Source organism: Delftia sp. SD018, assembly GCF_017355445.1.
In the GTDB taxonomy this organism is placed as follows: domain Bacteria; phylum Pseudomonadota; class Gammaproteobacteria; order Burkholderiales; family Burkholderiaceae_C; genus Comamonas; species Comamonas acidovorans.
Window position 1 is genome coordinate 77,370 of the sequence record NZ_JADDRN010000001.1, and the last position, 11,232, is coordinate 88,601.

Consider the following 11,232-nt stretch of genomic DNA (forward strand, 5'->3'; position numbering starts at 1 on the left):
GTCTGGCATGTTTCGCAATTTGGTTGTATCATGCAACCAAATTGCGAAGGAACATCGCCATGGACATGCAGCAGCGTCAGTTGGAACTGGCCGGCCCCCTGCCGGCCCTTGCACCATCGGGGCGGCTGCGGGGGCGTGTCTGCCTGGTGGTGGGCGCCACCAGCGGCATAGGCCGGGCCACCGCCCTGCGCATGGCCGAGGAGGGCGCTGCCGCCGTGGTGGTCACGGGGCGCCGCCGTGAGCTGGGCCTGCAGCTGGAGCAGGAAATCCGACAGCAGGGGGCGGACGGCCTTTTCCTGGCCTGCGATGCAACGCGGCAGGAGGACATGGCGGCGGTGGTGGAGCAGGCCGTGGCGCGCTTCGGGCGGCTGGACGCGGCCTTCAACAATGCGGGCTTCCAGGAGCGGCGCGCCGCGCTGGCCGAGCAGGATGACGCGGTCTTCTCCCAGGTCTTCGATACGAATGTGCGTGCGGTCTTCCACGCCATGCGCCATGAACTGGCGGCCATGCTGGCCACGGGCGGCGGCACCATCGTGAACAACACCAGCGTCAGCGGCATACGCAATCCCAATCCGGGCCTGTCGCTGTATGGCGCCTCCAAGGCTGCGGCCCTGTCGCTGACCCGCGCCGCCGCCATGGAGTACGCGCCGCGCGGCATCCGCATCAATGCCGTTGCCCCTGGCCGCGTGGTCACGGACATGATGCTGGGCTCGGGCATTGCCGACATGCATGCGGTGGCGGCGGGCCTGCCGCTGCGGCGCATGGGCCATCCGCAGGAGGTGGCCACGGCCGTCGTCTGGCTGATGTCGGACGAGGCGGCCTTTGTGGTCGGGCACTGCCTGGCGACCGATGGCGGCTTCCTGGCCGGATGAGCCTGCCCGGGGCAAGTCCGTTGCGCGAAGTGAGCACTACCGGGTTTGATATGATGACTGTATAAAGATACAGTTTTCGAGCGGCCTGGCTGCCCGATCTGCCAGGCCCATGCTCCCTCCCCACCGCTTCTACTACCTGCACAACTTCCAGCGCGCGCTGGACTGGATTGGCCAGCGTTACGGCGATCTGCTGGACGCGCCCGAGCAGGCATTCCTCACCCGTTTCACGCAGCTGCCCCAGCCCTCGCAGGCGCTGATGGTGCGTTTGCTGATGCGGCGCGGGCCGTGGTTTCGGGCCGGCAAGCTGGTGTACGAAGAGATTCCCGCCATTGCCGACGCGGCCGCGCCCCTGCTGGAGCTGGGCTGGCTGGACGCGGACCACCCCATGGCGCTGGAGGAGCTGTTTGCGCTGCACACCAAGCCCGAGCTGCTGCAGCTGTTCGCCGGCGCACCCATTCACTCAGGCCTGCGCAAGGCCGAGCTTTTGCAGGCCCTGCAGCCCCTGCATGAGGCGCCCAGGCCCTATGCGCAATGGCAGCCCCAGGGCGTCGCAGCCGGCGAAGCCGCTTGGCGCGTGATGGTGGGTGCGCTGTGCGAGCGCTTTCGGCTGATGTTCTTCGGCAATCTCTACCAGGACTGGTCGGAATTCGTGCTGGCCGACCTGGGCGTGTTCCGCTACGAGGCCGTGGCCTTCGATGCGGCGTCGCGGGCCTTCCAGTCGCGCGCCGATGTCGATGGCTACCTGGCCCTGCAGGCCTGCCGCGCGGCGCTGGATGAGGGCGTGGAGATCGATGCGCTGCTGCAGCAGGTGGTCGGCTGCGCCAGCGGCAATGCCTGGCTGGAGCAGCGCCGCGCCAAGGTGCTGCTGCGCATAGGCCAGGCCTGCGAGCGCATGCAGGACTGGGAGCGTGCCGAGCAGGCCTATGCGCAAAGCCGCTACCCCGGCGCCCGCCATCGGCGCATGCGCGTGTACGAGCGCATGGAGCGCTTTGCCGATGCCATGGCGCTGGCCCAGGCCGCCCAGGCCCAGCCCGAGAGCGACGAGGAACTGCAGCGCGTGGCGCGCATGCTGCCGCGCCTGCGCCGCAGCCTGGGGCAGGGTGCGCGCGGGCGTGCGGCGGCGCTGGCGCCCGTGGTGGCGCAGATGCGCATGGACGTGGAGCTGGACCTGCCGGCCCGGCCCAGCTCCGTCGAATACGTGCTGCGCGACCACTGGCACAGCGACGCCGCGCCGGTGTTTTATGTGGAGAACGCGCTCATCAACTCGCTGTTCGGCCTGCTGTGCTGGCCGGCCATCTTCGCGCCGCTGCCGGGAGCCTTCTTCCACCCGTTCCAGAGCGGCCCGGCCGACCTGTCCGCGCCCGACTTCGTGCAGCGCCGCGCAGCCTTGTTCGAGGAATGCCTGGCGCATCTGGACGATGGCAGCTGGCGCGAGGTCATCGTGCAGCGCCATGCCGACAAGCAGGGCCTGCAGTCGCCCTTCGTGTTCTGGGGCACGCTGAGCGCGCCGCTGCTGGCGCTGGCGCTGGACTGCATTCCGGCCGCCCACCTCAAGCTGTTCTTTGCGCGGCTGCTGCGCGACGTGCAGGCCAACCGCACGGGCTTTCCCGATCTGGTGCGTTTCTGGCCGGCCGAGCGCCGCTACGAACTGGTCGAGGCCAAGGCCCCCGGCGACAAGCTGCAGGACAACCAGATCCGCTGGCTGCAGTACTGTGCCGAGCACGGCATTCCCGTGCGCGTGTGCCATGTGCAGTGGCGCGGCCAGCCGCTGGGAGAGGCCGCGTGAGCTACACCGTGGCCGTGCGCGCGCTGTGCGAGTTCACGGCACGCGCGGGCGACCTGGACCTGCGCTTCACACCCGCGCCCAGCGCGCTGGAGGGCATGGCCGGCCACAGCCTGGTGCAGTCGCGCAGGGGCAAGGACTACGAGACCGAGATCAGCCTGGCCGGTGAATACGGCGACCTGCGCGTGCGCGGCCGCGCCGACGGCTTCGACGCCGGGGCTGGCCAGCTGGAGGAAATCAAGACCTACCGGGGCCAGATCGAGGGCGTGCGCGCCCACCACCGCGCCCTGCACTGGGCCCAGGCGCGCATCTACGCCCATCTGCTGTGCCAGGCGCGCGGCCTGCAGCGGCTGCGCGTGGCGCTGGTGTATTTCAACGTGGGCAACTCGGAGGAAACCGTGCTGGTGCAGGAGGAAGACGCGGCCACTCTGCGCGCCTTCTTCGAGCAGCAATGCGCGCTGTTCCTGGACTGGGCACGCAGCGAGGCCGCCCACCGCGCGGCGCGCGAGGCGGCGCTGGCCGCGCTGCGCTTTCCCATGCAGGGCTTTCGCGCGGGCCAGCGCGAGCTGGCCGTGGCCGTCTACCGCGTGGCGCGCGCGCAGCAGGGCGGCCAGTGCCTGATGGCGCAGGCGCCCACGGGCATCGGCAAGACGCTGGGCACCATCTTCCCCATGCTCAAGGCCATGCCGGACCAGGGCCTGGACCGTCTGTTCTTCCTCACGGCCAAGGGCACGGGCCATGGCCTGGCACTGCAGGCGCTGGCCAGCGTGAACCGGCAGATCGCCGAGCAGCACCAGCCACCGCCGCAGGAACCGGCTGCGCCGCAACCGCTGCCCTCGCCACCCGCGCCACCCGCAAGGCTGCGCGTGCTCGCCATCCTGGCGCGCGACAAGGCCTGCGAGCATCCCGACAAGGCCTGCCACGGCGACTCCTGCCCGCTGGCGCGCGGCTTCTTCGACCGGCTGCCCGCCGCGCGCGCCGCCGCGCTGCAGCAAGCGCCCTGGGACCCGCCCGCCGTGCGTGCCGTCGCCCTGGCGCACGACATCTGCCCCTACTACCTGTCCCAGGAACTGGTGCGCTGGAGCGACGTGGTCGTGGCCGACTACCACTACTTCTACGACAGCGCCGCCATGCTGTACGCGCTCACCCAGGCCCAGCAATGGAAGGTGGGCGTGCTGGTGGACGAAGCCCACAACCTGCTCGAGCGCGCGCGCCGCATGTACACGGCCGAGCTGTCGCAGTTCGCCCTGGCTGCCGCCCGCAAGTCGGCCACCGGTGCCGTGCGCAAGGCGCTGGACCGGCTCAGCCGCAGCTGGAGCGCGCTGAACAGGGAGCAGACCGCCAGCTACCAGGCCCATGAGGAAGTGCCCGCAGGCCTGCTGGGCGCCGTGCAGCGCGCCGTGGCCGCCATCGCCGACGCCAATGCCGACAGCCCCATGCTGCCCGGCGACCCCGTGCTGGACTTCTACTGGGAGGCGCTGCAGTTCATGGCGCTGGCCGAGCAGTTCGGCGGCCATGCGCTGTTCGACGTCCATGTGCTGCCGGGGCGCAGCGGCCCGAACAGGACGCCGGCCTCCACGCTGTGCATACGCAACGTAGTGCCTGCGCCCCACCTGGCGGCACGCCATGCGGCGGCCCATGCCTCGGTTCTGTTCTCGGGCACGCTGAGCCCGCCGCACTTCTACCGCGACATCCTGGGCCTGCCCGAAGGCACGCACTGGCTGGAGGCCGACTCGCCCTTCCAGGCCGACCAGCTCGATGTGCAGGTGGCCGGCCACATCTCCACGCGCTACCGCGACCGAGACCGTTCGCTGCGGCCCATCGCCGACCTCGTGGCCGCGCAGTACGCGCGCCGGCCCGGCAACTACCTGTGCTTTTTCAGCAGCTTCGACTACCTGCAGCGCGTGGCCGAATGCCTGCAGCGCGCCCATCCCGATCTGCCGGTCTGGCTGCAGACCCCGTCCATGGACGAGGAGGGTCGCGCGGCCTTCCTGGCCCGCTTCACCGAAGCCGGGCAGGGCGTGGGCTTTGCCGTGCTGGGCGGTGCGTTCTCCGAGGGCGTGGACCTGCCCGGCGAGCGCCTCATCGGCGCCTTCGTGGCCACGCTGGGCCTGCCCCAGGTCAATCCCGTGAACGAAGAGATGAAGCGCGCTATGGATCGCCAGTTCGGCGCGGACAAGGGCTATGACTACAGCTATCTCTACCCGGGCCTGCGCAAGGTGGTCCAGGCCGCAGGCCGCGTCATCCGCAGCGAGCGCGACCGCGGCGTGGTCTTTCTCATCGACGACCGCTATCGGCGCGGCGAGGTGCAGGCGCTGCTGCCGCGCTGGTGGCGGGTGGAGGGCATGCGATGATCCGGGCCCGCACCAGTCCGCGACTGACATCCCCACCCCCATCCCGTCCCCATCCAGGAGCCTTCCGAATGCCCCGCATGCGCTGCGCCATCCTTGCATTGACCCTGGGCCTGCTGGCCGGTGGCCCGGCTGCGGCAGGCGTGGTGCAGCCTGTGCCCGACAGGCAGGCCAGCGAGAACAAGATGCCGGCCTATCCCAAGGAAGCCAGGCGGCTGGAGCAGGAAGGCAAGGTGGTGCTGCGGGTTCTGGTGGGCGCCAGCGGAAAGGCACTGGCCGTGGATGTGGCAGACAGCAGCGGCTATCCTCTGCTCGACCAGGAGGCGCTGGACGCCGTGCGGACGTGGCGCTTTATCCCCGGCACGCGCGACGGCGTGCCGGACAGCATGTGGACGCGCGTGCCCGTCACCTTCCTGCTGAAATAGCGGCATGCCGGTGGTGGCAGGTTTGTACCCGGTGCGTGCCCTGCGCAGCGACACAAGGAGCATTCCATGAAGATCGTCATCACCAGCGTGCTCGTCGACGACCAGGACAAGGCCCTGGCCTTCTACCGCGACGTGCTCGGCTTCGTTCTCAAGCACGACATTCCCATGGGCGGCGATGCGCGCTGGCTCACCCTGACATCGCCCGGCGATGCCGATGGCGTGGAGCTGCTGCTGGAGCCCGACATGCACCCGGCCGCCAGGCCGTTCAAGACCGCCCTGCATGCCGACGGCGTGCCGGCCACCTTCTTCGGCGTGGACGACGTGCAGGCCGAGTACGAGCGCCTGAGCGCGGCCGGCGTGCGCTTCACCAGGCCGCCGACGCATCTGGGGCCGGTCACGATTGCGGTGTTCGACGACACCTGCGGCAATCTCATACAGATCAACCAGCGGCATTGAGCGGGGCCTGCGGCCCCTGCAGCCCTTTCGCGCTCAGTCCCTGGCGGTGGGCTTGTCGTGCCGGGGCGGATCGATGCGCTCGATGTTGCCCAGCAGCAGTGCGCGCCCCGCAAAGTTGCCGCCGGCGGTCTCCAGCGCAAAGCGCTCGGTATCGCGGCCGCGCACTTCGGCCTCCAGCGTCCGGGCCTCGTCCTCGGTGGCGCCCAGGGCCAGCACGGCATGGCGGCCCATGAGCAGGGCGGACTCGAAGCTCTCGCGCACGACATGGTCGGCGTCCTTCTGGATGAGCTCCAGCGCGTGCTCGCGGTCATAGGCGCGCACGATGAGGCGGGCGTGCGGGCATTCGTGGCGCACGTTCTCCACGATGCGCGTGGCGGCGGCCTTGCTGTCCACGCAGACCAGGATGGCGCTGGCATGGCTGGCGCCGGCCGCATGCAGGATGTCGGCGCGCGCGCCGTCGCCGAAGTAGACCTTGAAGCCGTAGGGCTCGGCGTTGCGGATCACGTCGGGGTCGTTGTCGATGATGGACAGCTTGGCGCCACGGGCCAGCGGCCCTTGGCTGGCGATCTGGCCCACGCGGCCGAAGCCGATGACTAGCACGTTGCCGCGCAGGTCCTGCGGCGCCTCCACGCCGTCCAGCGACACGGCCTCGGCGCCTGCCAGGCGCTTGTGCACCACCACCACCAGCGGCGTGATGGCCATGGACAGCACGACGATGGCCGTCATGTTGGCATGCACCTCGGGGCTGAGTACCTTGAGCTTGAGCGCCTCGGCAAACAGCACGAAGGCGAACTCCCCGCCCTGGGCCATGAGGATGGCGCGGTCCAGCGCATCGGCATGGCTGCTGCGTGCCACGCGGGCCACGGCATAGATGCACAGCGCCTTGCCCAGCATCAGCGCGACCACGCCCATGCCCACGATGCGCCAGTTCAGCGCCACCACCTCCAGGTTCAGCGCCATGCCCACGCCCAGGAAGAACAGGCCCAGCAGCAGGCCGCGGAAGGGCTCCACATCGGCCTCCAGCTGGTGGCGGAACGAGGATTCGGACAGCAGCACGCCCGCCACGAAGGCGCCCATGGCCATGGACAGGCCGCCCATCTCCATCAGCAAGGCGGCGCCCAGCACCACCAGCAGCGCGGCGGCCGTCATCACCTCGCGCGCCTTGGCCTTGGCCAGGATGCGGAACAGCGGGTTCAGCAGCCACAGGCCCGCGCCCACCAGCGCGCCCAGCGACAGCAGGGCCACGCCCGCGCGTTGCCACAGGGGCGAAGTCGCCACGGGCGCCGCATCGGCAGGCGCCAGAAACGCCACCACGGCCAGCAGCGGCACGATGAGCAGGTCCTCGAACAGCAGGATGGAGACGATGCGCTGGCCGCGCGGCGCCAGGATGTCGCCACGCTCGGCCAGCACCTGCATGACGATGGCCGTGGAGGTGAGCACGAAGCCCGCCCCGCTCACGAAGGCCACCTGCCACGGAAAGCCGAAAGCCATGCCCACGCCCGTGAGCAGCAGCGCGCACACCACCACCTGCAGGCTGCCCAGCCCGAAGATCTGGCCGCGCAGATCCCACAGGTGCGAAGGCTTCATCTCCAGCCCGATGACGAAGAGGAACATCACCACGCCCAGCTCGGCCACGTGCAGGATGGTCTGCGCATCCGTCACCAGGCCCAGCCCGTAGGGGCCTATGGCCAGGCCAGCGGCCAGGTAGCCGAGCACGGCGCCTAGACCCAGCCGCTTGAACAGCGGCACGGCCACCACGGCGGCCCCCAGCAGCGTGACGATTCCTACGAGCTGGCTTGCATTGCCTTCAGCTGCCATGTTGTGTTTCCTTTGTGCGTGCGTGCGTGCGGCAAGGCGGATTTCCATCCGCGAATTTGCGCGCAGGATAGCAAAGCCCGGTCCTGTGTAGAATCGCGCCCCCTCTGTGCCCCCCTCTGCGCTCACCTCACCGCCCAGCGCCATGCCCCAGATCCTCGTCCACGACCTCCGCAAGACCTACCGCATCCATGAACGCGACCCCGGCGTGATGGGCGCGCTGCGCGCGCTGGTGCGCCCGCGCCACCGCACGGTGCAGGCGTTGGATGGCGTGTCGTTTGCGCTGGAGCGTGGCGAGCTGCTGGGCTTCATCGGCCCCAACGGCGCGGGCAAGTCCACCACCATCAAGATCCTGTCGGGCATCCTGCGGCCCGATGGCGGGCGCGTGGAGGTGGACGGGCGCGACCCCTTCGCCGACCGCCAGCGCCATGTGGGCCGCATCGGCGTGGTCTTCGGGCAGCGCTCGCAGCTGTGGTGGGACCTGCCCGTGGGCGACGGCTTCAACCTGCTGCGCGACCTGTACCGCGTCGATCCGCTGCGCTTTGCGCGCACCCGCGACGAGCTGGTGGCCATGCTGAACCTGGAGCGGCTGCTGGACCAGCCCGTGCGCCAGCTGTCCCTGGGCCAGCGCATGCGCGCCGAGATCGCCGCGGCCCTGCTGCACGAGCCTGAGATCCTGTTCCTGGACGAGCCCACCATCGGCCTGGACGCACCCTCCAAGCTGGCCGTGCGCGAGTTCGTGCTGCGCGCCAACCGCGAACGCGGCACCACGGTGCTGCTGACCACGCATGACATGCACGACATCGAGGCGCTGGCCCGGCGCGTCATCGTCATCGGCCATGGCCGCGTGCTGGCCGACTGCGCGGTCGATGCGCTGCGCGCCCAGGTGGTGGCGGCGCAGCGCGATGGCACGGTCGAAGGCCAAGGCGAAGGCGAGGGCGAGGGGCAGGACATGGCCATCGAGGCCGTGATCGCCCGCTTCTACGCCATGCATGGTGCCTCGGAGGTCTGAGCGCCATGGGACCGCACCACCGCCTGCGACACCTGCTGCGCCCCTACAAGGCCGCCTTCGCCTCGCGCTTTCTGCTGATGCTGCAGTACCGCACGGCCGCCTACGCGGGCTTTGCCACGCAGTGCTGGTGGGGCGCCATCAAGACCATGGTGCTGGCGGCGTTCTACGGCAGCGCCTCGGCATCGGCCGGCGCGCCGATTTCGCTGGAGCACGCCATCACCTACACCTGGCTGGCCCAGGGCCTGTTCGCGCTGCTGCCCTGGAGCGGCGACCCCGACGTGGCCCTGGCCGTGCGCACGGGCGCCATCGCCTATGACCGGCTGCGGCCCGTGGATGCCTATGCGCTGTGGTTCGTGCGCTCGGCTGGCTGGATCGCCGCGCGCGTGCTGCCGCGCGTGGCGCTGATGGTGGCGTTTGCAGGGCTGGCCCTGCCGCTGATGGGGCTGGGCGACTGGGGCTGGCAGCCGCCGGTCGGCTGGGCCGCAGGCCTGGGCTTTGCCGCGTCCATGCTGCTGGCGCTGCTGCTGTCCACGGCACTGGTCATGCTGCTGAATGTTGCCGCTGCCGCCGCGCTCAATGAAAAAGGCATCAACACGCTGGCCGCGCCCGTGGTCATCGTGCTGTCGGGCAACCTGCTGCCGCTGGCGCTGATGCCCGACGCCTGGCAGACCGCGCTGCTGCTGCAGCCGCTGGCCGGTGTGATGGACATCCCTGCGCGCATCTATTTCGGCCAGATGGCGGGTGCGCAGATGCTGGCCTGCCTGGCGCTGCAAGCCCTGTGGATTGCCGTGATCGTGGCCCTGGGCCGCGTGGCCATGGCGCGCACCATGCGCGGCCTTGAAGTGCAGGGCGGGTGAGCGCCATGGCCAAGCAAAAAGGATCGCTGTCCATGTTCCTGCGCCTGGCGCTGGCCTCGCTGGGCGGGCAGGCGCGCTACCCGGCCTCGGCGCTGATGCTGACCCTGGGCCAGTTCCTGGTCACGGGCATCGAGGTCATCGCCGTCTGGGCGCTGTTCCACCGGTTTGGCGAGGTGCAGGGCTGGCGCATCGGCGAAGTGGCCGTGTTCTATGGCCTGGTGAACTGCATGTTCGCCCTGGCCGATGCGCTGGGCCGGGGCTTCGACGTGCTGGGCACGCAGTTCCTGCGCACGGGCGCCTTCGACCGCCTGCTGCTGCGCCCGCGCCCCGTGTGGCTGCAGCTCATGGGCCATGACGTGCGCATCAGCCGCCTGGGCCGCCTGCTGCAGGGCCTGCTGGTGCTGGGCTTTGCCACGGCCCAAGGCGCCGTGGCGTGGACGCCCCAGGCCGTCGCCGTGGCGCTGTTCGCCGTGGCAGGCGGCGTGGCGCTGTTCCTGGGCATCCTGGTGCTGCAGGGCGCGCTCTCGTTCTGGACCGTGGAAAGCCTGGAGGCCGCCAATGTGCTGAGCTACGGCAGCGTCGAGGCCGCCCAGTACCCGCTGGCCCTGTACGCGCAGTGGTTCCGCCGCCTGCTGACCTTCGCCGTGCCGCTGGCCTGCGTGGCCTACTACCCGGCGCTGGCCGTGCTGGGCAAGCCCGACCCGCTGGGCGCGCCAGCCTGGCTGGGCTGGGTCTCGCCGCTGGCCGGCTTTGCCTTCCTCTGGCTGGCCTCGGGCGCCTGGCGCATGGGGGTGAGGCATTACGCGTCCACGGGCAGTTGAAGCCGCCGCAGGCGCCGGTGCACCACACGCTCTAGACTGCGCGCTTGCCTTACTCCGGACACCAGACCATGACAGCAGATGAACGCTTCGCCCAGGCCGCCCTCGAGCTCGGCCACCGCTTCGATGGCGAGATCAAGATAGGCGGCAACTACAGCCCCGTCGTGCGCGACGGCCAGCAGCTGTTCGTCAGCGGGCAGATTCCCCGCGTGGGCGATGAAGTGCTCTATGTGGGGACGGTCGGCGGCGGGATCGACCTGGCATCGGCCAGAACGGCCGCCGCCATCTGCGCCATGCGCGCCCTGGCCTTCGTGCAGCGCGCGGCCGGCTCGCTCGATGCCGTGCGCGCCGTTGCGCGCATCACCGTCTATGTGCGCTCGGCGCCCGATTTCACCCAGCAAAGCGAGGTGGCCGATGGCGCCTCCGACCTCATCGCCCGGGTGCTGGGCCCCGTGGGTGCCCACACGCGCACTTCGGTGGGCGTGCTGCAGCTGCCCAAGGGCGCGGCCGTGGAGCTGGACCTGATCGCCCGCGTGGACTGATCGCGCTACCCCTATCCCTATCCCTATTCCTATCCCTGGCCCGCTGGCGTTTCGTTGCGCGCCTTCCAGGCCCGCAGCGCCTGGCGGTACTCGTCCATGGCCAGGTCATAGCTGTCGAAGATGCAGGGGTCGCAGCCATTGCCGCAGCAGGCGTCCAGGTCGGGCTGCTCGGGCGGCTGGGGCATGGGGTCGGCGGAGGCGGCGGGATCTGCGGGAACGGGAATCGGCGCGGTGGTCATGGGGCGATTGTCTCGCGCCACGGGGCTTTCTGTAGAGCACCAAAAGCAAACCCGCGCTGCCG

At 70.1% G+C, this 11,232-nt stretch carries 11 protein-coding genes; 9 read left to right on the forward strand and 2 right to left on the reverse strand.

Annotated elements, in window-relative coordinates:
• The first annotated feature begins 59 nt into the window (after nt 1–59).
• The 5 genes from INR38_RS00385 to INR38_RS00405 all read left to right on the forward strand — a co-directional run bounded on the left by INR38_RS00385 (nt 60) and on the right by INR38_RS00405 (nt 5,887).
• Nucleotides 60–872 (forward strand): glucose 1-dehydrogenase, encoded by an 813-nt coding sequence (locus tag INR38_RS00385; RefSeq protein WP_207442442.1) that lies wholly within the window; start codon nt 60–62, stop codon nt 870–872.
• A 109-nt stretch (nt 873–981) separates the two neighbouring features.
• Nucleotides 982–2,658, forward strand: a complete 1,677-nt coding sequence (locus INR38_RS00390) for a VRR-NUC domain-containing protein (protein ID WP_207442441.1) — start codon at nt 982–984, stop codon at nt 2,656–2,658.
• Complete coding sequence (locus INR38_RS00395; RefSeq protein WP_207442440.1) at nt 2,655–5,009, forward strand: helicase C-terminal domain-containing protein; 2,355 nt, start codon at nt 2,655–2,657, stop codon at nt 5,007–5,009. Before INR38_RS00390 ends, INR38_RS00395 begins: the two co-directional genes overlap by 4 nt.
• Nucleotides 5,010–5,077: 68 nt before the next feature.
• Nucleotides 5,078–5,431 carry an energy transducer TonB gene (locus tag INR38_RS00400; RefSeq protein ID WP_099732732.1) on the forward strand — a complete coding sequence of 118 codons (354 nt, stop codon included), beginning with the start codon at nt 5,078–5,080 and terminating at the stop codon, nt 5,429–5,431.
• Nucleotides 5,432–5,497: 66 nt separating this feature from the next.
• Entirely contained in the window at nt 5,498–5,887 is a 390-nt protein-coding gene (locus INR38_RS00405; RefSeq protein WP_012207608.1) for a VOC family protein, read from the forward strand.
• 33 nt (nt 5,888–5,920) lie between these two features.
• Here the strand turns inward: INR38_RS00405 and INR38_RS00410 are convergent, their stop codons facing one another.
• Nucleotides 5,921–7,705 (reverse strand): monovalent cation:proton antiporter-2 (CPA2) family protein, encoded by a 1,785-nt coding sequence (locus INR38_RS00410; protein WP_207442439.1) that lies wholly within the window; start codon nt 7,703–7,705, stop codon nt 5,921–5,923.
• Between the two features lie 142 nt (nt 7,706–7,847).
• Between INR38_RS00410 and INR38_RS00415 the strand changes: the two genes are divergently transcribed.
• The 4 genes from INR38_RS00415 (at nt 7,848) to INR38_RS00430 (ending at nt 10,931) form a co-directional block, all read left to right on the forward strand.
• The gene (locus INR38_RS00415) at nt 7,848–8,714 is read left to right on the forward strand and encodes an ABC transporter ATP-binding protein (RefSeq protein ID WP_207442438.1); all 867 of its coding nucleotides are present in this window, start codon (nt 7,848–7,850) and stop codon (nt 8,712–8,714) included.
• 5 nt (nt 8,715–8,719) lie between these two features.
• Nucleotides 8,720–9,571: an ABC transporter permease gene (locus tag INR38_RS00420; RefSeq protein WP_207442437.1), complete on the forward strand. Its 852-nt coding sequence runs from the start codon at nt 8,720–8,722 to the stop codon at nt 9,569–9,571.
• Nucleotides 9,572–9,576: 5 nt separating this feature from the next.
• Nucleotides 9,577–10,392, forward strand: a complete 816-nt coding sequence (locus INR38_RS00425) for an ABC-2 family transporter protein (protein WP_012207604.1) — start codon at nt 9,577–9,579, stop codon at nt 10,390–10,392.
• A 68-nt stretch (nt 10,393–10,460) separates the two neighbouring features.
• Entirely contained in the window at nt 10,461–10,931 is a 471-nt protein-coding gene (locus tag INR38_RS00430; protein ID WP_198821071.1) for a RidA family protein, read from the forward strand.
• A 29-nt stretch (nt 10,932–10,960) separates the two neighbouring features.
• Here the strand turns inward: INR38_RS00430 and INR38_RS00435 are convergent, their stop codons facing one another.
• On the reverse strand, nt 10,961–11,170 hold the full coding sequence (locus tag INR38_RS00435; protein WP_123695702.1) for an oxidoreductase-like domain-containing protein: 210 nt from the start codon (nt 11,168–11,170) through the stop codon (nt 10,961–10,963).
• Nucleotides 11,171–11,232 lie beyond the last annotated feature (62 nt).